Origin of the sequence: Catellatospora paridis, assembly GCF_009720365.1 — a bacterium.
In the GTDB taxonomy this organism is placed as follows: domain Bacteria; phylum Actinomycetota; class Actinomycetes; order Mycobacteriales; family Micromonosporaceae; genus Catellatospora; species Catellatospora paridis.
Window position 1 is genome coordinate 546,421 of the sequence record NZ_ML769313.1, and the last position, 25,706, is coordinate 572,126.

At 73.3% G+C, this 25,706-nt stretch carries 9 protein-coding genes; 5 read left to right on the forward strand and 4 right to left on the reverse strand.

From position 1 onward, the window contains the following. Positions 1-21 precede the first annotated feature (21 nt). From F9C41_RS07350 to F9C41_RS07360, 3 genes are all read left to right on the forward strand, one after another. Positions 22-16,113, forward strand: coding sequence for a non-ribosomal peptide synthetase (locus tag F9C41_RS07350; protein ID WP_155385882.1), 16,092 nt, complete (start codon positions 22-24; stop codon positions 16,111-16,113). Further along, positions 16,113-16,331, forward strand: a complete 219-nt coding sequence (locus F9C41_RS07355; RefSeq protein ID WP_155385883.1) for an MbtH family protein — start codon at positions 16,113-16,115, stop codon at positions 16,329-16,331. Before F9C41_RS07350 ends, F9C41_RS07355 begins: the two co-directional genes overlap by 1 nt. A gap of 151 nt (positions 16,332-16,482) precedes the next feature. After that, positions 16,483-17,388 (forward strand): AraC family transcriptional regulator, encoded by a 906-nt coding sequence (locus F9C41_RS07360; RefSeq protein ID WP_155385884.1) that lies wholly within the window; start codon positions 16,483-16,485, stop codon positions 17,386-17,388. A 52-nt stretch (positions 17,389-17,440) separates the two neighbouring features. Here the strand turns inward: F9C41_RS07360 and F9C41_RS07365 are convergent, their stop codons facing one another. Both F9C41_RS07365 and F9C41_RS07370 read right to left on the reverse strand, forming a co-directional pair. Further along, on the reverse strand, positions 17,441-18,193 hold the full coding sequence (locus F9C41_RS07365) for an SDR family NAD(P)-dependent oxidoreductase (RefSeq protein ID WP_155385885.1): 753 nt from the start codon (positions 18,191-18,193) through the stop codon (positions 17,441-17,443). Between the two features lie 117 nt (positions 18,194-18,310). Next, positions 18,311-19,264: a phosphotransferase enzyme family protein gene (locus tag F9C41_RS07370; protein WP_155385886.1), complete on the reverse strand. Its 954-nt coding sequence runs from the start codon at positions 19,262-19,264 to the stop codon at positions 18,311-18,313. 70 nt (positions 19,265-19,334) lie between these two features. On the opposite strand from F9C41_RS07370, the gene F9C41_RS07375 reads away from it, so the two are divergent. After that, on the forward strand, positions 19,335-20,084 hold the full coding sequence (locus F9C41_RS07375) for an SDR family NAD(P)-dependent oxidoreductase (protein WP_155385887.1): 750 nt from the start codon (positions 19,335-19,337) through the stop codon (positions 20,082-20,084). 18 nt (positions 20,085-20,102) lie between these two features. On the opposite strand, the gene F9C41_RS07380 is transcribed toward F9C41_RS07375, so the two are convergent. Then, entirely contained in the window at positions 20,103-21,452 is a 1,350-nt protein-coding gene (locus tag F9C41_RS07380; protein WP_155385888.1) for a serine hydrolase domain-containing protein, read from the reverse strand. Positions 21,453-21,551: 99 nt separating this feature from the next. Here F9C41_RS07380 and F9C41_RS07385 point away from each other — a divergent pair, with 99 nt between their 5' ends. Further along, a complete protein-coding gene (locus tag F9C41_RS07385; RefSeq protein WP_155385889.1) occupies positions 21,552-22,832 on the forward strand; it encodes a cytochrome P450 in 1,281 nt (426 codons plus the stop codon). Positions 22,833-22,895: 63 nt separating this feature from the next. On the opposite strand, the gene F9C41_RS07390 is transcribed toward F9C41_RS07385, so the two are convergent. Continuing rightward, the gene (locus F9C41_RS07390; protein ID WP_155385890.1) at positions 22,896-25,397 is read right to left on the reverse strand and encodes a transglycosylase domain-containing protein; all 2,502 of its coding nucleotides are present in this window, start codon (positions 25,395-25,397) and stop codon (positions 22,896-22,898) included. Positions 25,398-25,706: the final 309 nt, after the last annotated feature.

A 25,706-nucleotide genomic window follows, 5' to 3' on the forward strand; every position in this document is an offset into this window, starting at 1 on the left:
GCCCCCGAAAGGTGTCTCCCCGTGACCGAGACCGTGTCCCAGCCCGTATCGGACGAGGAGCTGCACCGCATCCTCGTGGCGTGGAACGACACCGCTTGCGGGCAACCGCCGGCGACCTGGCCGGAGCTGTTCACCGACCAGGTCGCCGGGCGGCGCGACGAGATCGCGCTGGTGTACGAGCAGACCAGCCTCACCTACGGCCAGCTCGACGCGGCCGCGAACCGCCTCGCGCACGCGCTGATCGCGCGCGGCGCGGGCCCGGAGCGGGTGGTGGGCCTGTGCCTGCCCCGCTCCGCGGAGATGATCGTCGCGCAGGTGGCCGTGCTCAAGGCCGGCGCGGCCTACCTGCCGCTCGACCCCGACTACCCGGCCGACCGCATCGCGTACATGGTCGACGACGCGCGCCCGGTGTGCCTGGTCACGACCGTCGACCTCGCCGCTGTCCTGCCGGGGCAGGCCGACCCGGCGACCGCCGTGCCGGACCCGACGCAGGGGTCGGCCGTGCCGGTGCTGCTGCTCGACGATGTCTGCCTGCAGGCCGAACTGTCCGCGTCACCCGAGACGACGCCCTCCGATGAGGAGCGCGGAGGGCCGCTGAGCCCGCTCGGCGCGGCGTACGTGATCTACACGTCGGGCTCGACCGGGCGGCCCAAGGGTGTCGTGGTGTCCCATGCCGGTGTGGTGAAGCTGCTGGCCACGGCTACCGAGCGGCTCGGCGTCGGGCCGGAGAGCCGGGTGCTGCAGTTCGCGTCGCCCAGCTTCGACGTCGCCTTCTTCGACCTGTGCCTAGGTCTGCTGACCGGAGCGCGGCTGGTCGTGGTGCCCGCCGAGCGCCGCGTGCCCGGACCGGAGTTGACCGAATACGCCCGCGCCCACGGCATCACCTTCATGATCCTGCCCCCGGCACTGCTGGCCGCCCTGCCGGAGGGCTGCGACCTGCCCGAGGGCGCGACCCTGCTGGCGGGCACCGAGCGCATCTCGACCGCGCTGGTGGCGCGCTTCGCCCGCGGCCGCGAGATGTTCAACGCGTACGGCCCCACCGAGGCGACCGTGAACTCGACGCTGGGCCTGTGCGACCCCGACATGGACCCGCTGGCCAGCGTGCCGATCGGCGTGCCCGACCCGGGCACCCGCTGCTACGTGCTCGACGCCGAGCTGCGCCCGGTGCCCGTCGGCGAGCTGGGAGAGCTCTACCTTGGCGGGCCCGGCCTGGCCCGCGGCTACCTCAACCGGCCCGGCCTGACCGCGACCCGGTTCGTCGCCGACCCGTTCGGCGCGCCCGGCGAGCGCCTCTACCGCACCGGTGACCTGGTGCGCTGGCAGCCCGACGGCCGCCTGGACTTCACCGGCCGCACCGACGACCAGGTGAAGATCCGCGGGTACCGGGTGGAACTGGGCGAGGTCGAGTCGGTGCTGCTGCAGCACGAGACCGTCGGGCAGGCCGTGGCGGTGGTCCGCCAGGACCGGCCCGGCGACACCCGGCTCGTGGCGTACGTGGTGGCCCGCGACGGGCAGGCCGTGGCGCCGGCGGAGGTGCGGGCGTACGCCCAGGGCTTCCTGCCCGAGCACATGGTGCCCGCGGCCGTGGTCGTGCTGGACCGGCTGCCCGTGACGACCAGCGGCAAGCTGGACCGGGCCGCGCTGCCCGCGCCCGACTTCACCGCGCTGACCGGTGGGCAGGCCGCCCGCGACGCCCGCGAGCAGCTGCTGTGCGACCTCTACGACCACGTGCTGGGCCTGACCGGCGTCGGCGTCGACGACGACTTCTTCGCCCTCGGCGGCGACAGCATCGTGTCCATCCAGCTCGTCATCGCGGCCCGCCGTGCCGGGCTGACGGTCACCCCGCGGCAGGTCTTCGAGCAGCGCACCGTCGCCCGGCTGGCCCTGGTCGCGGTCGCCGCCGACCCGGCCCGCGCCGACGACCCGCTCGCCGGGGTCGGCGAGCTGCCCCTGACGCCGATCATGTCCTGGCTGGACGGCTGCGGTGGCGAGATCGACGCCTTCAGCCAGTGGCTCGCCGTTCGCGTGCCCGCCCGCGCGACCCGCGAGACCCTGGCCGCAGCCCTGCAGGCGGTCACCGACCGCCACGACGTGCTGCGCTCCCGACTGGACCGGGCCGCCCCAGGCCAGGCAGGGCGACTCGTCGTCGCCGCGCCCGGTGCCGTCGCCGCAGCCGGGCACCTGCACCGCGTCGACCTGACCGCCGTACTCGAGCCGACCGGCCTGCGGTCAGTCAGCTCCGCCACGGGCGAGCCCGCCGACACGATCCGGCCCGCCGCCGACCACGGCACCCACGGTCAACCGAGCGGCGCACCATCGGCTGACACGCTCCACGAGCGACTCGACGCGGCCGCGCACGAGGCCGGGCAGCGGCTCGACCCGGCCGGTGGCGTGATGTTCCAGGCGGTATGGCTCGACGCCGGGGCCGACCGGCCCGGACACCTGCTGGTCATGCTGCACCACCTGATCGTGGATGGCGTCACCTGGCGCATCCTGCTGCCCGACCTCGCCGCCGCGTACGCCGACGCCGCCGCGGGACGCCTGCCCCGCGTCGCCCCGGTCGGCACCCCGCTGCGCACCTGGGCGCAGCAGCTCACGGCCGCCGCCGAAGACCGGCTCGCCGAACTGGACCTGTGGACCGGCATGCTCACCGGCGACGACCCGGCGCTGTCACACCGCGCCCTCGACCCGGTCGGCGACCTGGCCTCGGTGCGCCACCTCACCCTGCACCTGCCCGCCGCCGCGACCGCACCGCTGCTGACCACCGTGCCCGCCACGTGGCACGCAGGCGTCAACGACGTGCTGCTCACCGCGCTCGCCACGGCCGTCACCCGGTGGCGTGCCGCCCGGAACACCGCGACCCCGCCGGTGCTGGTGGCCCTCGAAGGCCACGGGCGCGAGGAGGAGGTCGTGCCCGGTGCCGACCTGTCCCGCACCCTGGGCTGGTTCACCAGCATCTTCCCGGTGCGGCTGGACCTCGGCCCCGACCCCGACGACCTCGGCGCGGCGCTCAAGCACGTCAAGGAGCGGCTGCGCGCCCTGCCCGACCACGGCATCGGCTACGGCCTGCTGCGGCACCTGAACCCGGAGACCGCCCCGCTGCTGGCCGCCCTGCCGCAACCGCAGCTCAGCTTCAACTACCTGGGCCGCTTCGGCGTTGACGAAGCCGGCGACTTCACCGCGCTGCCCGGCGTCGGCATGCTGGCCGGCGGGTACGACGCCGCGATGCCGGTCGCCCCGTACACGCTGGAGGTCAACGCGTTCGCGCAGGAGGGCCCGGACGGGCCGGCGCTCGGGGTCACCTGGGCGTACCCGGCCGAGCTGCTGAGCGAGGACGCGGTGCGCGAGCTGGCCGAGGGCTGGTTCGCCGCGCTCGGCGAGCTGGCCGAGGCCGCCGCCGCGCCGGGCGCGGGCGGGCACACCCCGTCGGACTTCCCGCTGGTCGAGCTGTGCCAGGCCGACGTCGACGGGCTCGCTGCCCTGGTGCCGGGGCTCGACGACGTGCTGCCGCTGTCCCCGCTGCAGGAGGGGCTGCTGTTCCACGCGTACACCGGGGACGGCAGCTACCAGGTGCAGCAGGTCGTGGAGCTGCACGGGCCGGTCGACGCCGACGCGGTCCGCCGCGCCGTCGACGCGATCGTCGCCCGGCACGCGCCGCTGCGCGCGTCGTTCCACGAGCTGGCCGACGGCCGCCTCGTCCAGGCGATCTCCACGGCGGCCGTCGCGCCGTGGCGGCAGGTGGACCTGTCGCGGATGGAAGCCCCGGCGGCCGCGGAGCTGTTCGCGCACCTGCTCGCAGACGAGAAGGACGCCGCGTTCGACCCGGCCGTCGCGCCGCTGGTGCGCCACCTGCTGGTCGACCACGGCGACGACCGGCACACGCTGGTCTTCACGCACCACCACATCGTCACCGACGGCTGGTCGGCGACGGTCGCGCTGCGCGAGCTGATGGCGCTGTACACGACCGGCGACGTCGCGGTCCGGCTGCCCGCCGTGACGCCCTACCGCGAGCACCTGGGCCGCCTGGCGGCCCGCGACCAGGCGGCGGCCGAGGGTGCGTGGCGTACGGCGCTGTCCGGCGTGGACGGCCCGACGCTCGTCGTGCAGGAGTCCGGGGCCTCGCCCGTGCCGGCATCCGTTCCGCAGGCCGAGCAGGCGCGCACGGGATCGGCTCCCGCGGCCACGGACGCGGCCGCCCAGGCGCGTCAGGTGGAGGTCGCCGTCGCCGACGGCACCGGCGCGCGGCTGGCCGCCGCCGCACGGGCGCACGGCGTGACCGCGAGCACCCTGCTGTACGGCGTCTGGGGCCTGCTGCTCGGCCGCCTGACCGGACGCCGGGACGTGCTGTTCGGCAGCACCGTGTCCGGCCGCGACGGCGACACCCCCTGCGTCGAGTCGATGATCGGGCTGTTCATCAACACCGTGCCGGTCCGGGTGAGCTGGGCTCCGCACGAGCCGCTGCGCGAGATCCTGTCCCGGCTCGCGCAGTCGCAGACCGCCCTGCTCGACCACCAGCACCTGGGCCTGACCGCGATCACCCGCCTCGCGGGCGGCGGTGAGCTGTTCGACAGCCTCGTCACCGTGGAGAACCTGCCCGCCGGCGGCGACCTGCGCGACGCCTCCGGCACGGTCCGGGTCGCGGACGTGTCCTACCGCGAGGCCACGCACTACCCGGTCAGCCTGCTCGCCACCCCGGGCGAAGGGCTCTCGCTGGTCATCGAGTACGACCCGGCCCGCCTCCCCGCGGCGACCCTGGCACGGCTGCGCACCGGGCTGCCCGCGCTGCTCGACGCCGTGCTGACCAGGCCGGACCTGGCCGCTGGCGCCGTCGACCTCGGCGGCGCGCCCGAGCCGCTGCGCGGCGAACCCGCCGCCGCGAGCGGGCTGGGCCTGGCCGCGCTGGTCGCCGCGCAGGCGACCCGCACCCCGCACGCGGTCGCCGTCATCGCGGCCGACGAGCAGCTCACCTACGGCCAGCTGGCCGGTCGTGCCGCGGCGCTGGCAGCGCGCCTGACCGCCCGGGGCGCAGGGCCGGAGCACGTCGTCGCCGTCGCGCTGCCGCGCTCGGCCCGCCAGGTCACGGCCATGCTCGGCGTGCTGTACGCCGGAGCCGCGTACCTGCCGGTCGACCCCACGCAGCCGAACCTGGACGCCGTGCTCGCCGACGCCGGGGTCACCACCGTGGTGACCACCCCCGACCTGCTGTCCCGCCTGCCCCGGCGCGCCGGACTGTCCTATGTGCTCGCCGGGACCGGCGAGACCGCGGGCACACCCGTCGCCGTCGACCCCGAGCACCCCGCGTACGTCATCTACACCTCCGGCTCCACCGGGCGGCCCAAGGGCGTGCTGGTCACCCACCGGGCGATCGGCAACCAGCTGGAGTGGTCGCAGCGCACCTTCGGGCTGCACGCCGCCGACCGGATGCTGCAGCTCGCCCCGGCCACCTTCGACACCTCGGTGTGGGAGCTGTTCTGGCCGCTGACCGCCGGTGCGGCGGTCGTGCTGCCGGAGCCCGGCGCGCAGCACGACCCCGCCGAGCTGGCCGCGCTCATGCGCGCCCAGCGGGTCAGCGCCACGACGTTCGTGCCGTCCATGGTGGAGGCGTTCCTGCTCGCCGACGACGTGCTCGCCGACCGCTCGTGGGCCCATGACCTGCGCTGGGTCTCCTGCGGCGGCGAGGCGCTGACCGGTGACCTGGCCCGGCGCTGGGCCCAGGCGACCGGCACCCGCCTGGACAACTTCTACGGCCCCACCGAGACTGCCGTTCAGGTCACCTGGTGGCCCGCCGACGGCGAGCACGGCGCGGCCGTGCCGATCGGCGGCCCGGTCGCCGACACCGGCCTGCACGTACTCGACGACTGCCTGCGCCCGGTGCCCGTCGGTGTCCCCGGCGAGCTGTACGTCTCCGGCACGCAGCTGGCCCGCGGCTACCTCGGCCGCGCCGCGCTGACCGCGTCGCGGTTCGTCGCGGACCCGGCCGGCGCACCCGGCGAGCGCATGTACCGCACCGGCGACCTGGTCGTCCGCGACGCCGCCGGCACGCTGACCTACCTTGCCCGCACCGACCACGAGATCAAGATCCGGGGTGTACGCATCGACCCGGCCGACGTCGAGTCGTGGCTGACCAGCCGTCCCGACGTCGTCCAGGCCGCCGTGATCGCCCGCGCCGACGGCCCCGGTGTCCAGCTCGTCGCCTACGCGGTCCCGGCCGCCGGACGCGTGCTCGACCCGGCCGCCCTGCGCGACGCGGCCATGTCCGCGCTGCCCCCGGCCCTGGTCCCGGCCGCGTTCGTGGTGCTCGACGCCCTCCCGCGCACCTCCAGCGGCAAACTCGACCGCGCCGCCCTGCCCGCCCCGACCTCGCCGAGGCCGGCGTCCCTCGATCACCCGACTTGCCAGGCATGTGGGCGAAAGCACGCCCAAGATACGCACGAGTGCCAGGCAACTCCGACGATCACCGGCGCGGCCGTGACCGGACCGGTCGCGGTGCTCTGCGAGATCGTCGGGGCGGTCCTCGGGATCGCGGCGGTCGGGCCGGACGACGACTTCTTCGCCCTCGGCGGCGACAGCATCCTGTCCATCGGCGTGTCCAGCCGCGCCCGCCGGGCCGGGCTGCCGGTCAGCCCACGCGACGTGCTCGCCGCCCGCACCCCGCGCCGCCTGGTCGAAGTCGCCGCCGCGGCAGGTGTCCAGCCGCCGCTGCACAGCACAACTGAGGTGGCCACAACATCCGTGCTGCGGCCGCATACCGACATGGCCGCCACGGCGGCGGGGACCGCGGGGGACGGCGTCGGCGACGTGGCGCTGCTGCCGATCGTGCACTGGCTGCGTGACACCGGCGCGGCGATCGGCCGGTTCACGATGCCCATGCTGCTGGTCACCCCCGCCGGGGCGGACCAGAGGTCCATCGCCGCGACGCTGCAGACGGTGCTCGACCACCACGACGGACTGCGACTGCGGCTGCAACGCATCGCGTCCGTGCTGTGGACGCTGCGCACCGAGGCCGCCGACACGCTGACCGCGACCAACCTGCTGGTCCGCGTGGACGTGTCCGGCGTGGACGAAGGCGCGCTGCCCGGCCTGCTGACCGAGCACGCCGCGACGGCCACCGCGCTGCTCGACCCCGACGCGGGCACGATGCTGCGCGCGGTCTGGTTCGATGCGGGCGACCGTCCGGGCCGCCTCCTGCTGGCCGTGCATCACCTCGCCGTCGACGGCGTGTCCTGGCGCATCCTCTTCGAGGATCTGGCCACCGCCTGGCAGACGGCCACCTCGGGCGCCGCCGCGGCACTGCCGCCCGTGGACACCTCACTGCGCAGGTTCGGGCAGGCCGTCACGGCCCAGGCCCAGCAGCCGCAGCGCCTGGCCGAACTGGAGCATTGGGCGCGGACCCTCGCCCCCGGCGCGGACCTGCTGCCGGGCGTGACCGCAGCCGACGCCGTCGCCAGCCGGATCACGACGCTGCCCGCGGACGTGACCGCGTCGCTGCTGGCGGCGGTGCCCGCACTCGGTGGCGAGATCACCGACGGGCTGCTGGCCGCGCTGGCCACGGCGGTGGGCGGCTGGCAGGCCAGGCGCGGCCGGGTGGCCGGCGAGCTGCTCGTCGACGTGGAGCGCCACGGGCGTGAGCAGGTGGAACCTGACCTGGACCTGTCCCGTACCGTCGGCTGGTTCACCAGCGTGCAGCCGGTCCGGCTGCCGGTCGCCGACGCCGACCCGGCCGCGCTGATCGCGGCCGTCGGCGAGCGGGTGCGGGCGGTGCCCGACGGCGGCATCGGCCACGGCATGCTGCGCCACCTCAACGCGCAGACCGCGCCGCTGCTGGCCCGCCTGGCCACGCCGCAAGTGCTGTTCAACTACTTCGGCCGCTTCCCGGCGGCGACCGGCGCGCCGTGGTCACCCGCCCCGGAGTCCGCCGCGATCACCCCGGTCAACGGCGGCCTGCCCGCAACCCACCTGCTCCAACTCGACGTCGTGGCCGCCGAGGGCCCCCACGGCACCACCCTCACCACCAACTGGACCTGGCCCCCCAACACCCTCACCGACACCGACATCGCCGACCTCGCCACCCTCTGGCACGACGCCCTGATCGCACTGGCGACCGCCGCCGGCGACGTGCAGTTGCAGGGAAACAGCACGAATGACGGACCGCTTTCCTGCAGTTTCCCCGAAACTGCAGGCGCGGACCGTCCACGGCCGCTGTTGGAGCTGACAGCGGAGGAGATGGGGCGGCTGGCGGAGGTCAGCCCTGGGCCGGTGTCGGATGTGTGGCCGTTGTCGCCGCTGCAGGAGGGGTTGTTCTTTCACGCCAGCTATGACACGGCGACGCTGGACGTCTACACCGGACAGGACGCGTTCGACCTCGGCTACCGGGTCGACGCCGACCGGCTGCGGCGGGCGGGCCGGGCGCTGCTGGCCCGCAACACGGCGATGCGGGCGGGTTTCACCAGCGAGGGCCTGTCCCGCCCGGCGCAGTTCGTCGCCGACGGGTTGGACCTGCCGCTCACCGAGGCCGACCTCGCGGACCTGAGCGAGGAGCAGGCCGCGGCGCGTACCGCCGAGTTGATGGCCGCGGACCGGGTCGCCCGGTTCGACCTGGCCCGGCCGCCGCTGTGCCGGATGCTGCTGATCCGGATGCCGAGCGGCCGGGACCGCCTCGTCATCACGCACCACCTGATCCTGTGGGACGGCTGGTCCGAGGAGCTCTTCGTCGAGCAGCTGTTCACCCTGTACGAGCGGGACGGCGACGCGACAGGGCTGCCGGTGCCGGGCTCGTACCGCGATCACCTGGCGTGGCTGGGCGCGCAGGACGAGCAGGAGGCCGCGGCGGCGTGGCGGGAGGCGCTGGCGGGGCTGGCCGAGCCGACGCTGATCGGCCCGGCGGACCGCACCCCGGCGCCGGCCGTGCCGCAGCGCGTCGAGGCCGTGCTGGCCGAGGAGATCAGCGACCGGGTTCGCCAGGTGGCGCGGGCGCGAGGGCTGACCCTGAACACGGTGCTGACCAGCGCATGGGGCCTGACCTTGGGCGCGCTGACCGGCCGCGCGGACGCCGTGTTCGGCATGACCGTCGCCGGACGGCACAGCGAGGTCGAAGGGGTCGAGGACGTCATCGGCCTGTTCCTGAACACCGTCGCGATGCGGATCGCACCGGCGCCTGGCGAGCGGGTCGGCGACCTGCTGGCCAGGGTGCAGGAGCAGCGCCTGACGCTGATGCCGTACGACCATGTCGGCCTGGGCCAGGTGCAGCGCGACAGCGGGCACGCGACCCTGTTCGACACCCTCTACGTGCTGCAGAACTTCGTGGACGAGGACGGCAGCGCCGACCTGCGCGCGCGGCACGGCATCGAGGCCGTCGACGGCGTCGACGCCACGCACTACCCGTTGACGCTGGTGGTGACGCCGCAGCGGGCCATCCGGGTCGCGCTGGACCACCGGACTGACATCGTGGACGGCCCGGCTGCCCAGGCGGTGCTGGACCGGCTGCTGGCGGTGCTGGACCGGCTCGTGTCCGACGTGGACGCACCGGTGCGGGAGCTGGATCTGTTGCTGGCGGGCGAGCGTGCCACGCAGACCGCCGAGTGGGCGCGCACCGCGCACGACATCGGTGAGCTGACCGTCGCGGACCTGCTCGCCGAGCAGGCGGGCCGGACCCCGGACGTGACCGCGCTGGTCGACGGGGCGCTGACGCTGACCTACGCCGAGTTCGACGCGCGGATCAACCGGATGGCGCGGCTGCTGCTGTCGCGGGGCGCGGGCCCGGAGACCGTGGTGGGCCTGGCCCTGCCGCGCACCGTGGACATGGTGGTGGCGCTGTTCGCGGTGCTACGCACCGGTGCGGCGTACCTGCCGCTGGAACTGGACCTGCCCGCCGAACGACTCGGCTTCATGATCGAAGACACCGCGCCGATGTGTGTGCTCAGCACCTCAACGGTCGCCGACCGGCTGCCCGGCGGCCTGGCGAACCTGGTGCTGCTGGACGACGCGGACACCCGCGCCGAGCTGGCCGCCTACGCCGGCGGGGACCTGGCCGACGCGGAGCGGCCGCTGTTCGCGCCGGGAGTGGCGGGGCGGTTGGACCACCCCGCTTACCTGATCTTCACGTCGGGGTCGACGGGCCGGCCGAAGGGCGTCGTGACGGCGTACCGCGGCTTGACGAACATGCAGCTCAACCACCGGGAAGCGATCTTCAACCCGGTGATCGAGGCCGCGGGCGGACGCCGCCTGAAGGTCGCGCACACGGTGTCGTTCGCCTTCGACATGTCGTGGGAGGAACTGCTCTGGCTGGTCGAAGGCCACGAGGTGCACGTCTGCGACGAACAGCTGCGCCGCGACGCGCCCGCGCTGGTGGCCTACTGCGACCGGCACGGCATCGACGTCGTCAACGTGACCCCGACCTATGCCCAGCACCTGATCGAGGAGGGGCTGCTGGCCGACGGGCCGGGCCGGCACCGGCCGCCGCTGGTGCTGCTCGGTGGCGAGGCCGTCTCCGACGCGGTCTGGGCCGCGCTGCGCGACACCCCCGGCACGCTGGGCTACAACCTGTACGGGCCGACCGAGTACACCATCAACACCCTCGGCGGCGGCACCCTCGACAGCGACACCCCGACCGTCGGCGCGCCGATCTGGAACACCCGCGCCTACGTGCTCGACGCGATGCTGCGCGAGGTGCCGCCCGGTTCGCCCGGTGAGCTGTACATCGCCGGTATCGGCCTGGCCCGCGGCTACCATCTGCGCCCGGACCTGACCGCCGAGCGCTTCGTCGCCGACCCGTTCGGCGCACCGGGCGAGCGTATGTACCGCACCGGTGACCTGGTGCGCCGCCGCGCGGACGGGAACATCGACTTCCTCGGCCGCACCGACGACCAGGTGAAGATCCGCGGGTACCGGGTCGAGCTGGGCGAGATCGAGTCGGCGCTCGGCACCCACCCCGCCGTCGCGCACGCGGCGGTGATCGTGGACAGCTCCGGCGACGGGGCGAAGCGGCTGGCCGGTTACGTCGTACGCGGCCCCGGCTGGGACGGAGCCGACGAGGTCGTGCTGCCCGCGCTGCGCGAGCACCTCAAGCGCACGCTGCCCGACTACATGGTGCCCGCGGCCCTGATGGCCGTGGAGCGGCTGCCGCTGACCGTCAACGGCAAGCTCGACGTACGCGCCCTGCCGAAGGCGACCGTGGTCACCGGCGCGGCGAGCCGCCCACCGGCCACGCCCGCCGAGCAGACGCTGTGCGAGCTGTTCGCGCAGCTGCTGGGCCTGCCCGCGGTCGGCGTCGAGGACAGCTTCTTCGACCTGGGCGGCCACTCGCTGCTCGCGATCCGCCTGGTCAGCCGGGCCCGCACCGCGCTCGGGGCGCAGCTGTCCATCCGGGACCTGTTCGAGGCTCCGACGGTGGCGCAGCTGGCCGCCCGGATCGACCCGGCGGCCTCGACCGCGCGGGCCGAACTGGTCGCCCGTCCCCGCGAGGGCGTCCTGCCTCTGTCGGCCGCGCAACAGCGGCTGTGGCTGCTGGACCAGCTTGCCGGTCCGTCGGCGGCGTACAACTTCCCGCTGGTCGTGCGCCTGCGCGGCCCGGTGGACCGGGCCGCGCTGCACGACGCGCTGCACGACGTGGTCTCCCGGCACGAGTCACTGCGCACCGTGTTCACCGCGGTCGAAGGTGAGCCGCACCAGCACATCCTGCCCACCGACCAGGCCCGGCCGGCGCTGGACCTCGTCACGGCTGCCGATGTCGCCCGGAGCGGGCTGCCCGTCGCCGCCGACATGGACGGTCGCGGGGAGTCCGCGACCGGCGAGGCCGGAACTCGGCGGGACGCGGCGCCGGCCGCTGCGTCGCTCGTGACACAGCTGATCGACGCCGTGCTCGCGCGGCCGTTCGACCTGGGCAGTGAGCTGCCGCTGCGCGGCACGCTGATCGAGGCCGGGCCGGACGAGCACGTGCTGGCGCTGCTGCTGCACCACATCGCTACCGACGAGTGGTCCGACGGCCCGTTCCTGCGCGACCTGGCCACCGCCTACGAGGCCCGCATCGCCGGGCACGCCCCGGACTGGACGCCGCTGCCGGTGCAGTATGCCGACTACACGCTCTGGCAGCGCGACCTGCTCGGCGATCCCTCCGACGCGGACAGCCTCGCCGCCAAGCAGCTCGCGTACTGGACGAAGGCCCTGGCCGGGGCACCGGAGGAGCTGACCCTGCCCACCGACCGGGCCCGCCCGGCGGTGCCGGACGCCCGTGGCAGCTCGGTCACGTTGAGCCTGCCCGCAACCGTCGCCACCGGCCTGCACGAGCTGGCCGCCCGGTCCGGCGCGAGCATGTTCATGGCCGCGCACGCGCTGACCGCGGCGCTGCTGCACCGCGTCGGCGCGGGCGACGACCTGCCGCTGGGCGCGCCGATCGCGGGCCGGGGCGAGGAGGGCCTGGACGACCTCGTCGGGTTCTTCGTCAACACGCTGGTGCTGCGCACCGACCTGACCGGAACGCCGTCGTTCACCGAACTGCTGGCCCGGGTACGGGAGATCGACCTGGCCGCGTTCGCGAACGCCGACGTGCCATTCGACGCGGTCGTGGAGGCGGTCAACCCGGCCCGCTCACCGGGCCGCAACCCGCTGTTCCAGGTGATGGTCGTGCACCGCAACCACACCGGCGACTGGTCCGGCCTGGCCGGGCTGGAGGTCACCGACGAGCCGCTGGACACCACGACCGCCCGGTTCGACCTGGTCGTGGAGCTGCTCGACGGTGCCGACGGTGAGCTGGAGTGCCTGCTCACCTACCGCAGTGCGCTGTTCGACCGGGACACCGTGGAGCTGCTCGGGCGGCGGCTGGCGCGGCTGGCCGAGGCGGTCTGCGCCACTCCGGACCAGCCGCTGGCGGACCTGGACCTGTTCGTCGACGGCGAGTTCGACCAGGTGCTGCGCGGGTTCAACGCGACCGCGCGGCCGGTGGCCGAGCTGACCCTGCCCGAGGCGTTCGCGCTGCGGGTGGCCCGGGCCCCGGAGGCCGTCGCGGTCATCGACGGCGAGCGCGAGGTGTCCTACGTGGAGCTGGCCGCCCGCGCCGGGCGGCTCGCCCGGGTCCTGGCCCACCAGGGCGTACGCCCCGAGAGCGTGGTCGGCGTCGCCGTGCCCCGCTCGCTGGAGACCATCGTGACCGTGCTCGCCGTCAACCGGCTGGGCGCCGCGTTCCTGCCGCTGGACCTCAACCACCCGGCCGACCGCCTCGCGTACATGATTGAGGACTCCGGCGCGGCGCTGGTGGTGACCACCGGCAAGGCCAAGGGGCTGCTGCCCGAGACGGCCGCGCCGGTGCTGGTGCTCGACGACATCACCGAGGTGACCCCGGTTCGCCCGGTGCTGCCCGCACCGAAGGGCCTGGACCACGCCGCGTACGTCATCTACACCTCCGGCTCCACCGGCCGCCCCAAGGGTGTGACGGTGTCGCACGAGGGCATCGGCAGCCTCGTCGAGACCGCGGTCGACCCGATGGGCGTCACCGCGGACAGCCGGGTGCTGCAGTTCGCCTCGATCGGCTTCGACGTGTTCGCGTTCGAGGTGTCGATGGCGCTGTGCACCGGGGCCGCGCTGGTCATCACGCCCGACGAGGCCCGTACGCCGGGCGCGGCGCTGTCCGAGCTGCTGTACGCCCACGGGGTCACCCACGCGATCCTGCCGCCGTCCCTGGTCTCCATCCTGCCGCCCGACGCCGACCTGCCCGAGGGGCTGTGCGTGCTGGTCGGCACGGAGACGGTGCCGGCCGGCCTGATCAACCGCTGGGCCGGGCACCTGAAACTGTTCGCCGCGTACGGCCTCACCGAGGCCACGGTCAACTCGACCCTGTGGCGGGCCGTGCCCGAGTGGGACGCGCCGGTGCCGATCGGCCGCCCCGACCCGAACACCCTGACCTACATCCTCGACGAGCGGCTGCGGCCGGTGCCGGTCGGCGTCGTCGGCGAGCTGTACGTCGGCGGTCGCGGCCTGGCCCGCGGCTACCTCGGCAAGCCGGGGCTGTCCGCGCAGCGCTTCGTCGCCGACCCGTTCGCCGGGCCGGGGGCGCGCATGTACCGCACCGGTGACCGGGCCCGCTGGCAGGCCGACGGCAACATCGACTTCCTGGGCCGGTCCGACAACCAGGTGAAGATCCGCGGCTTCCGGATCGAGCCGGGCGAGATCGAGGCCGTGCTTGCCGGGCACGACACGGTCCGCCAGGCCGCCGTGGTCGCCGACCGCACCGGCGACACGACCAGACTTGTCGCGTACGTGTCCCCGGACGGCCCCGCCGACCCGGCCGTGCTGCGCGCCCACGTCGGCGCGGTGCTGCCCGAGTACATGGTGCCTTCGCTGGTCGTGGTGCTCGACGGGCCGCTGCCGGTCAACCCGAACGGCAAGGTCGACCGCCGGGCGCTGCCCGCGCCGGACTGGGGCTCGCTGGCCGGTGACGCCAAGCCGGTCACCGCCCGACAGCATCAGCTGGCGGAACTGTTCGCGGAGGTCCTCGGCCTGCCCGAGGTCGGCATCCACGACAATTTCTTCCACCTCGGCGGCCACTCCATGGCCTCGATGCGCCTGATCGGCCGCGTGCGCACCGCCCTGGGCGCCGACCTCGCGATCCGGGACGTCTTCGACGCCCCTACCGTCGCCGAACTGGCCGAACGCCTCGACCGGGCTGTCGCGGAGGACCGGCCGCAGTTGGTCCGCACCGCATCGGCCGACACCGACGTGCTCGGTGCGGCCACCGCCGACATCGGTGTCATCGGCGAGGCCGTGGCCGAAACCGGCCAGGGCGGCACGGGTGGGCTCGCCGATCGGCTCGCGCCGGTGCAGCTGCACCCGTGGCGGCTGCACCGGGCCGTGGACCGGCCCGGCTGGGACATCGCGTTCGCGGTGCCCGCGTCCGAGCTGGACGTGGTGGCGCTGGAGGCGGCACTGCGGGATGTGGTCACCCGGCACCAGCCGCTGCACACCGTGACCGGCTCCGACGGCACGCTGCGCTGCGTGCTGGGCGAGCGGGTGCTCGAACCGGTCGCCGACGACGGCACCCCGCTGGCCCAGCGGCTGGACGCGCTGGCCGGGGAGACCGTCGACCTGACCGGGCAAGCGCCGCTGCGGGCCCGCCTGGTCATCGGTGCCGACGAACACGGCACGCCGCAGCGCGCGCTCCTGCTCACGACGCACCACCTGGGCGTGGACGAGTGGTCGGTCGTCCCGCTGATGCGAGACCTCGCCACTGCCTACCAGGCCCGGCAGCGGGGAGCGGCCCCGGACTGGCAGCCGCTGCCGGTCGACTACGCCGACTACACCCGGTGGGCGTACACCCTGCTGGGTGACCCGCAGGACCCGGCGAGCCGGCACGCGCGGCAGCTGGCGTACTGGAGCCAGACCCTGGCGGGGATGCCCGACCTGGACCTGCCCGCCGACCGTGCCCGCGACGGGGTCGTGTCGCGGCGCGGCGAGACGGTCGAGTTCCTGCTCGACGCCGACCTGCACCGCGGCGTCGACGAGCTGGCCCGCCGCACCGGCACCAGCATGTTCATGGTGGTGCAGGCCGCGTTCGCGACCCTGCTCACCGGGTACGGCTGCGGCATGGACCTGCCCGTCGGCAGCCTGGTCGCCGGCCGGACCGAGGAGGCGCTGGCCGACCTGGCCGGGTGCTTCTACAACACCGTGGTCATGCGCACCGACACCTCCGGCGACCCGACGTTCGGCGCGCTGCTCGACCGGGTCCGGGCGACCGACCTGGCCGCGCTCGACCACCAGGACGTGCCGTTCGCGGCCGTGCTCGACGCCGTCGCGCCGGGGCTGGACGGGCCGCGGGTGATGGTGGTGCACCACGAGGAGGCGAGCCTGGGCGACGGCGCGCTGCGCTTCGACCAGATCCCGACCGGCACCGTGCGCGCCGAGCTGACCGTCAGCTTCTACGAGCCCGCCGGGGACAGCCCGGTGCACGTGGAGCTGGAGTACGCCACGGCCCGCTTCGATCGGTCAACCGCGCAGCGGATCGCGGCCGACCTGGTGGGCGTGCTCACCGCGGCGGTGGCGTCGCCCGCAACGACCCTGTCGGGGCTCGCCCCGCTCGCAGAGTTCCCGCCGGCCCCGGCCGGCACCGATGTTCAGGAGATGAAGTAATGACCAACCCGTTCGAAGACGCCGACGGCCGCTACCTCGTGCTCGTCAACGACGAGGACCAGCACTCGCTGTGGCCGGCGTTCGCGGCCGTCCCGACGGGCTGGCGCACCGTATTCGGCGAGGACACCCGCGAGGCGTGCCTGGCCTACGTCGAGACCCACTGGACCGACCTGCGCCCGCGCACCCTGCGCGAACGCATGGAGGCGGCCGCGGCCTGACCGCGCCACCGCCCGTCCAAGGTCATCCGAATTGCCAGGCACCTGTGCGTATCTTGCACGTTGATTCGCACGGGTGCCTGGCAAGTTCGGCGATCATGGAGCCACCGGCGGGCGTGCGATGGGGAGCGCCGGTGCGTGCTTCAATCGGTTCATGGGTCTTGGTGAGCTGCGTGCGTTGCTGGATCGGCATGCGCGGCCCGACATGAGCACCGCGATCGAGGGCGTGCTCGTTTCGAAGGTCGACCGGCAGAGCCAGCCCGCGCCGTCGATGACCGGCAGTGTCATGGCCCTCATCGCCCAGGGCGCGAAACGCATCGCGCTCGGCGACCGGGTCTACGAGTACGGCGCCGGCCAGTACCTCGTCGCCTCGGTCGATCTGCCGGTCACCGGCCACTTCACCAAGGCCAGCTTCGACCGGCCCGCGCTGGGCTTCGGCCTGGTCCTGCACCCGGCGACCGTGGCCGAGCTGCTGCTGCAGGCCGCCCCCGGTGACGTGCCGTCCCCAGCCGCGGGCACACCGTCGGCCCTGGCCGTCAGCGACGCGCCCGACGAGCTGCTGGACGCGGTGATCCGGCTGCTGCGCCTGCTCGACCGGCCCCGCGACGCCGCGGTGCTCGCGCCGCTGATCAAACGCGAGATCCTGTGGCGGCTGATCACCGGGGAGCAGGGCTCCGTCGTACGCCAGCTCGGCCTGGCTGACAGCAGCCTCACCCACGTCGCGCGGGCCGTCCGGTGGATCCGTGAGCACTACGCCCAGGCGTTCCGGGTCGAGGAGGTGGCGCAGCTGGCGGGGATGAGCGTGTCCGCGTTCTACCGCAACTTCCAGGCGGTGACGGCGATGAGCCCGATCCAGTTCCAGAAGCAGATCCGGCTGCAGGAGGCCCGGCTGCTGCTGGCCACGAACCCCAGTGACGTGACCGGCGTCGGCGCGCGGGTCGGCTACGACAGCGCATCGCAGTTCAGCCGGGAGTATCGCCGCCAGTTCGGCGCGCCGCCCAGCCAGGACGCCGTACGCCTGCGCGACGCGGTGTTCGGCACGGCGCCCGCCCTGATCTGACCGGACGTGCCGGGAGCCCCGCACGGCGCGAGGGCTCCCGGCAGGTCACCGGTCAGAGGTTGTAGCCGCCCGCGACCTCGATGTTCTGCGCGGTGACCCAGCGGCCCTCGTCGCCGAGCAGGGCCGCGATCAGCACGCCGATGTCGTCGGGTTCGCCCATCCGGCCGAGCGCGGTCCGGGCGGTGATCGCGGTGATCGCCTCGGTGTGCTGGTCCCAGTCGGCGATGCCGGTGCGGGTCGGGCCGGGGGAGACGGCGTTGACCCGGATGCCGCGTGGGCTGAGCTCCTTGGCCAGGTATCGCGTCAGCACCAGCAGCCCGCCCTTCATCGAGGCGTACGCCGAGTAGCCGGGCTCCATACCGGACAGCAGCGCCGAGTTGCTGGCCACGTTGACGATCGCGCCACCGTCGGCCAGCAGCGGCAGCAGCGTCTGGGTCAGGAAGTACGGTCCCTTGAGCAGGACCCGCAGGAACGTGTCGAACAGCTCCTCGGACGTGTCCTCGAACATCGCCATTCGGCCGAAGCCGGCGTTGTTGACCAGGTAGTCGAACGTGTCCCGGCCCCAGGTGTCGCGCAACGCGGCGACGACCGAGGCGCGGAAGGCCGGGAAGGCCGCGCTGTCGCCGACGTCGAGCGGGAGCGCGACGGCCGTGCCGCCCTCCTTCTCGACAGCCGCCACCGTGTCCAGCGCCCCGTTCGGGTTGCCGCGGTAGGTCAGGATCACTCCCGCGCCGCGCTTGGCGAGCTGGACGGCTGCGCTCTGCCCGATGCCGGAGCTGGCCCCGGTGATGATCGCGATCTGCATGGTTTCCGCCTGATTCACTCGCGGAGCACTCTCGTGCCCCTGCTTTATCGACGTAACCAGCTAATCAACTTGACCAGGGGGAACGTTAGAATCATGCTCCCCGCCTCTTGCCTGATCCTACCGATCGTGCGAATCGGCGGTGTCGACGCGCAGCAGGCCGTCGAGCAGCGCACGGGTGTGCGGCTCGGCGAGGACCTCACCGATCCATGCGGCAGAGTCCTCCCGCCGGCGGTTCCTGGCGTTCGGGTGGAGCCAGTCGGTGGCGGCGATCTCGGTGATGTGACCGAGCTGCGCGATCAGCATGGCGAAATGTCCGCGCCGGGACACCACGCCCGGCCCGCCCGCCTGCCGGTAGGCGGAGGTCAGCGCGCGCACGCGCCCCGGGTCGGTGCGCGCGAAGTCGAACAGCACGCAGGCCAGTTCCTGGCTCGGGTCGGCCGGGCCGCTGTTCTCCCAGTCGATGACACACACGCCGCCGTCGGCGGTGGGCAGCACGTTGTCGGCCCACAGGTCACGGTGGCAGGTCCGCAGCGCGGTGGGCGGCTCCAGCCACGACTCCAGCGCCACCAGCTCGTCACGCAGCCCGGCCAGCCGCCCGGCGAACGGGGCCCCGGCGGCGGACAGCTGCCCGACCAGCTCGTCCCAGCGGTCGGGGCCGACGGGTTCGCGATACCACGGGTGCACCGGCCCGTCCTCGGTCCACGGCACCTGGTGGACGGCGGCCACCACCTCGCCGACCAGCGCCGGATCGAGGCCGGGGTCGCATTCTTTCAGATCCTTCCATTCGTACACCCTGACCTGCGCGTCGCCGACCCGGGCGAACACGGTCCCGGTCACGGTCCGGCACACCCGCGGCGTCGGGACCCCGGCGGCGTGGGCGGCCTCGTGGAACAGGGTCGCCGGACGCACCTCGTCCTCGCCGACCGGCTGGAAGAGCACCTTCACCGCCCAGCGGCCGTCGGACGTCTCCAGCTGCCACACGGCACCCTGGCGGCCGTTGGCGACCGGCCCTGCCGACAGCCTTGCGCCCACACCGAGATCGAACTGCGCGGCGATGTCCCTGGCGTCCACCGGTCCACTTCAGCACATCACAGGCTGGCCCGGTGAGGCAGCCGGGGCGCGCCCTGGCAGGATGATCGACATGACTGGGCGCGCGGTGCTGGTGACAGGGGCTTCCCGAGGTATCGGAAAGGCTGTGGCGAAAGCGTTCGCGGACAGCGGCGACCGGGTGGCGATCCACTGTCGACAGTCGGTGCGGTCAGCCGAGGAGCTGCGGGACTCGCTGCCCGGCGACGGCCACGTCGTGGTGCAGGCCGACCTGGCCGACCCGGACGCGGTCCGCGTCATGGTCGACGGCGCCGCGTCGGCGCTCGGTGGGCTGGATGTGCTGGTCAACAACGCCGGGGTGTTCACCCCGCACCCGATCTTCGACACCTCGTACGAGGACTGGCAGCAGCAGTGGCGGGTCACCCTCGACACCAACCTGGTCGGCGCGGCCAACACGATCTGGTGCGCGGCCCGGCACATGCGCGAGCACGGCGGCCGGATCGTCAACGTGTCCTCACGCGGCGCGTTCCGCGGTGAACCGGGTCAGGTGGCGTACGGCGCGAGCAAGGCCGGCCTCAACTCGCTGACCCAGTCCCTCGCGGTGGCGCTCGCCCCGTACGGGATCGCCGTGGCCGCGGTCGCACCGGGCTTCGTCGAGACGGACATGGTCAGCGAGCACCTCAAGTCCGACCGCGCCGACGAGATCCGGGCGCAGAGCCCGTTCGGCCGGGTCGCCCAGCCGGAGGAGGTCGCCGCCGCCGTGCACTGGCTCGCCTCGCCGCAGGCGGAGTGGGCCGCGGGCACGATCATCGACCTCAACGGCGCGTCGTACCTGCGTAGCTGAGCCACCGGTCAGGGCCGGTCAGCCGACGGCCTTGGCGAGGACGTCTGCCACGGCGACGCGGGCCGGGTCCGGGTCGGCCCAGCTCCAGTTGGGGTGGGCGCGGTTGGTCAGCAGGGCCAGTACCAGCCTGCGGGTGGGGTCCACGACGAGCGACGGGCCGGCGAAACCGGTGTGGCCGAACGTCCGGGCGCCGCTGAGACGGCCCATGAACCAGCGCTGGTCGAGCACCACGCCGAGGCCGTGCGCGGAGGTCCGGTTCGGGCGCTCCGGGTCGATCGCAGGTTTGCCGGTGTTGGCGTTGGTGAGCATCTTCCGGACGGTGGCTTCGGCGAGGATCCGCCTGCCCCGGTAGACGCCGCCGTCGAGCAGTAGCTGCCCGATCGCGGCGACGTCGGCGGCGCTGGCGAAGATGCCGGCGTGCCCGGCGATGCCGCCCAGTTGGTTGGCGACGTCGTCGTGGACGGTGCCGCGGAGCAGGCCCCGGGAGGATCGGGCGTCGGTGGCCACCAGCCGGGTGCTCCGCGTGCCGGCCGACAGCCGGCTGTTCGGGGTGAAGCCGGTGTCGCGCAGCCCGAGCGGGCCGGTGAGGTTGGTGTTGAGTGCCTGGTCGAGGCGCTGGCCGGTGACCTTCTCGACGATCTTCCCGGCGACCATGAGACCGACGCTGGAGTAGCGGAACGTGCTGCCGGGGGTCGCGCCGGAGACCAGGGGAGTGGCCAGCACGGCCTGCCACCGCGCGGCGGCGTCCGGCAGGCCTGCCACCTTCGCGCCGACGGGCAGTCCGCCGGTATGGGTGAGCAGCATGGCGACGGTGATCGCGCTCTTGCCGGCGCCGGTGAACCCGGGCAGGTACTCCACGACCGGCGCATCGAGTGCGACCTTGCCCCGGTCGACCTGCTGCAGGAGCAGGATCGCGGTGTAGACCTTGGTGACCGAGGCCAGGTCGAAGATCGAGTCGGGGCGCATGGGCACCCGCCGGTCGGCGGGCAGCAGCTTCGGGCCGGCGTCGTAACGCAGCGCCTCGCCGACGGCGGCGTGCACGGTGGCCCTGCCGTCGACCAGGACGAGCGCGACCGCGCCGGGGAAGCCGTGGTGCTGCACGGTCTGCGAGGTCGCCGGTAGGTGGCGGCGGAGCGCCTTGGTGACGTCGGCGGCGTACGCGGCCTGGGTCGACGGGGTAGCCGAGGCTGAGGCACTGGGTGAGGGTGTCGGGGCCGAACTCGGGGGAATCAGGTCGGCGGTGGTCGGCACGCCGTCGGGCTCGACCCAGGCGGGCGTGGTGCTCGGGGCAGGCTCGCCGCATCCGGTGACGGCGGTACCCACCGCGGCCAGGCCTGCTCCCAGCAGCGTGCGACGACCGACAAGCATGAGGAGATGATGGCACTTCGCCGGGAACCACGCCATTTGTGGAGGCGGGTGCGGGGCGTGATCCGAGTCCATGATGGACGGTGACAGAGGAGGGCTGCCATGGAGGCACACCGCTCGGACGCCGTACGCGACCTGACGACCCGGCCGACCATCGAACTCGACCATCACGGCGCGGACTACCGCGACCGGTGGCAGGAGATCTCCGACGGCAACGTGGCCTCGTGCCCGGTCGCGCACACCGCCGCGTACGGCGGGACCTGGGTCGTCTCCGGCTACGAACCGCTGGTGGAGGCCCTGCGCGACCACAGCGTGTTCTCCTCCTTCCAGGACCACACCGACCCGACCGGCCCGATGCGGGGCACCAGCAACCCGCCGATCCCGTATCTGAACGTGCCGCAGGAACTGGACCCGCCGCTGCACACCGTCTACCGGCGGCTGCTCAACGGACCCCTGTCGCCGCAGCAGTCCCGCCGCCGCGAGCCGTTCATCCGCCAGGTCACGGCCGCGTGCCTGGACCGGTTCACCGAGAAGGGGCACGCGGACCTGGTCACCGAGCTGACCAACCCCGTCCCGGCGATCGTCACCCTCGGCATCCTCGGCATGCCGCTGGCTGACTGGGAGCGTTATGCCGGGCCCATCCACCTGCTGACCTACTCGCCGCCGGGCAGCCCGACCTGGGCGGAGGCGATGACCGCGGTCGGCGAGATGATGGCGGTGCTCGGCGCGCTGGTCGTAGCCCGCCGCGCCGAGCCCGCCGACGACCTGGTCAGCGTCCTGGCCACGGCCACCGGCGACGACGGCGAGCTGCTGCCGCTGGATCACGTCGTCTCGACCGCCGGGCTGGTCGTCGCCGGGGGAGTGGACACCACCACGGCCCTGGTGTCACACGCACTGCACTGGCTGCACCGCAACCCGGCCGAGCGGGACCGGCTGATCGCCGACCCGGCACTGCTGCCCAGCGCCGTCGACGAGTTCCTGCGCGTGCTGGCCCCGGTGCAGTTCATGTCGCGTACGGCCACCCGCGACGTGGAGCTGGGCGGTCAGCGCATCGCGGCGGGCGAACGGGTGATGCTGGCCTTCGCCGCCGCGAACCGGGACCCGGCGGCGTTCGACTGCCCCGCCGAGATGCGGCTGGACCGCAGCCCGAACCGGCACGTCGCGTTCGGTTCGGGGGTGCACCGCTGCGTCGGCGCGCACCTGGCGAAGGTGGAGGCGGTGGTGATGCTGGACGAGATCCTGCGCCGCATCCCCGACTACGTCATCGACGAGGACGCCACCGAGCGTTATCCCTCCATCGGCGCGATCAACGGCTACATCGGCATGCCGGCGACGTTCACCCCGACCCCGGCGGCAGGCGCGGCGTTTCCCGAGGGCGCCTGAGAGCGCCCCTTCAGGTCGTGACGGAGCGGGCCGCCCACCTTCGAAAGTGGGCGGCCCGTTGCGTCATCCGTCGAACGCCGCAGCGATGTTCGGCGCGGGCGGCGGGCTCGGCCCGTTGCCGGGATTGCCGCCGTTGCCCGGGTTGCCGGGGCTCGGGGGCGGGCCGGCCGGGGCGGACGGCTTGGCCTTGCTGCCGTTGCTGATCTCGATCACCACGACGCCGTTCTTGATGGTCCGGCCCGACGGGCTGGTGCCGGCCGCGGTGCCCTTCGGACAGTCGGAGTCGACCTGCTTGGGCGCGACCTCGGGTTTGAAGCCCTTGCCGTTGAGGATCGAGCGGGCCTGCGGCAGCGTCCTGCATTTCACCGCGGGAATGGCGACCTGCGAACCGGTGATCAGGCGGGTGTTGCTGGGCCGGGAGAACTGGATCGACTGCTTGTCCTTCATCGCGTCGCGCAGCGCGTACTGCACCGCGGGGTTGATGACGCGGTGCGACATCGCATGGTTGACCTGCGCCCAGTCGGGGTCGGTCTGGAAACCGGAGATGGCCAGCTGCTTGGTCGTGATGGTGAGCGTCACCGACTTGGAGTTGTCGGTGGTGCCGGTCTTGCCGGCGATGTACTTGCCGATGATCTCGCGGGAGTCGCGCGCGGTCGCGCCCTGGCACTTGCCGTACAGCGACTGGTCGCCGACGGGGCAGCGGGCTGCGTCGATCGCCGCGCGGGCGACGTCGACGGCGATGTTCTGCTTGCAGCGCGGGTCGCCGACGTTCAGCTGCTCACCCTTGCTGGTCGTGATCGACTCGACGGGGATCGGCTCGCAGTAGAGACCGTCGGCGGCCAGCGTGGCGAAGGCGTTGGCGATCTGCAGCGGGGTGTGGTCCGAGGCGCCGAGGGTGAACGGTCCCCAGCCGTCGGCGGCCTGGGTGGAGTAGTAGAAGTCGTCGAGGGTCGCCCGCGGGTTGTCGTAGAAGGTCAGGCCCATCCGCTTGGCGGTGTCGATGACCCGCGACCCGCCGGTCATCTCGAACAGCGGCACGAAGAACGTGTTGATGGAGCTGCCGAAGCCGTTCCACATGTTCTGCGCGCCGAAGTTGCGCCCGCCGGAGTTGGTCGGGCACCAGTAGCCGCCGCAGTTCGGGGAGCCGGTGATCCGGGTACGGGAGACGTACGGCGCGCGGGTGTTGATGATCGTCGACAGCGGGTAGCCCCTCTCCAGGGCCGCCACCAGCGTGAAGATCTTCATGACGGAACCGGGCTGGTAGCCGCCGATGTCGGGGCCGCCGGTCAGCAGCGGGTTGGTGGTGTTCGGGTAGCTGCCCCGCAGACCGCGGCGGGCCAGCGCCGGGTTGGACGCCTTGCCGTTCTGCGGCTTCTCCTTGCTGTCGATCCGGAAGTTGCGGTTGGCCGCCAGCCCGCGCACCTTGCCGCTGCCGGGTTCCACGGCGGCCAGCAGCACCGCGTCGGACGGATACTTCCATTTGCCGCCGGGCAGGTCAGGGTTCTTGTTCACCGAGCGGTCGATGCCGCGGTCCATCGCGGACTGCGCGGTGACGTCCAGCGAGGTGATGATCCGGAACCCGCCCGACTTCAGCGAGCGCTCGCGGTCGTACGGGGTGACCCCGAACACCGGCTGCTGGTTCCACCAGCGCTGGAAGAAGTCGCAGAAGAAGCCCCATTTGATGTTGGTGGACTGCACGCAGCCGTTGGGCGTGAACTTGCCGGTCACCTTCAGCGGCTCGTTCTGGGCCACGGCCGCCTGCTGCGGGGTGAGCGCGCCCGTCTCCACCATCTCGCCGAGCACGTAGTTGCGCCGGTCCACGGCCAGCGCCTGACCCTTGAGGCTGATCACGTCGAAGCCGCCCGGGAACTTGACCAGCGCGGCCAGGAACGCGGATTCGGCGGCGGTCAGCGTCTTCGGCTCCTTGCCGAAGTAGACCTGCGCCGCGGCGAAGATGCCATATGCCCGGTTGCCGAAGTATGCGGTGTTGAGGTAGCCCTCGAGGATGTCGTCCTTGCTCATCCGCTGCTCGATGGCCATCGCGTAGCGCATCTCGCGGACCTTGCGCCTGGCCGTGTCCTCGGTCGCGTCGACGACCTCCTGCGCGGTGTCGGCCGAGTAGGAGATCGACAGCCGGACGAACTGCATGGTCAGCGTCGAGGCGCCCTGCTCGACGTCGCCGGCCTTCTTGTTGGCGATGTAGGCGCGGGCGATGCCCTTGACGTCGACGCCGTTGTGCTCGTAGAACTTCTGGTCCTCCGCGGCGAGCACGGCCTGGCGGACGATCAGCGGGACGTCGGCCAGCGGCAGGTCGCGCCGGTTCTCGTCGTACATGGTGGCCAGCAGGGTCTTGCTGTCGGCCGCGTAGAGGTAGCTCAGCTGCGGCGAGCGTTTGACGATCAGCTCGTCGGGCAGCTTGCCGAAGGCGTCTCCGCCGACGATCGCGGCCATGCCGGACAGCGCCACCGCGGGGAAGACCGCCGCGGCGACCACCACCCCGGCCAGCAGTCCGCAGATCAGCATGGACGCGAGGTTGACCAGCGGGTTGCGGTAGCGCGAGCTCATCAGGTCACCGCCTCAGGTCAGGTGCGCAGGCCCGAGCCCCGCAAACCACGTCATATCAGGCGATCTGCGGGCAATGCACCCGAGCGGTGCAGGGTCCGCGCGTCACCCGCGATCACCTTGAGAATGCGTCCACCGTGCAAGCCGCACAAGGGCTTTCGGCGGGTCGTCGGCGAACGGCCGCCAGGAGGCTGATCAGCCACTTGGGACGGCATAACGCTTCGGCATGGGCCCGCTCCCGTGAGTTGTGCGGAGCCGCCCGGCGCAGGCATGATCTGCACTGCGGTGGGGAAACCGTGTTCATTGCCGGCC

Bases quoted from the DNA above. Each gene is read 5' to 3' on its own strand.
- F9C41_RS07385 (WP_155385889.1), top strand. From the start codon at position 21,552: ATGGAGGCACACCGCTCGGACGCCGTACGCGACCTGACGACCCGGCCG.
- F9C41_RS07365 (WP_155385885.1), bottom strand. From the start codon at position 18,193: ATGCAGATCGCGATCATCACCGGGGCCAGCTCCGGCATCGGGCAGAGC.
- F9C41_RS07375 (WP_155385887.1), top strand. From the start codon at position 19,335: ATGACTGGGCGCGCGGTGCTGGTGACAGGGGCTTCCCGAGGTATCGGA.
- F9C41_RS07355 (WP_155385883.1), top strand. From the start codon at position 16,113: ATGACCAACCCGTTCGAAGACGCCGACGGCCGCTACCTCGTGCTCGTC.
- F9C41_RS07380 (WP_155385888.1), bottom strand. From the start codon at position 21,452: ATGCTTGTCGGTCGTCGCACGCTGCTGGGAGCAGGCCTGGCCGCGGTG.
- F9C41_RS07360 (WP_155385884.1), top strand. From the start codon at position 16,483: ATGGGTCTTGGTGAGCTGCGTGCGTTGCTGGATCGGCATGCGCGGCCC.
- F9C41_RS07390 (WP_155385890.1), bottom strand. From the start codon at position 25,397: ATGAGCTCGCGCTACCGCAACCCGCTGGTCAACCTCGCGTCCATGCTG.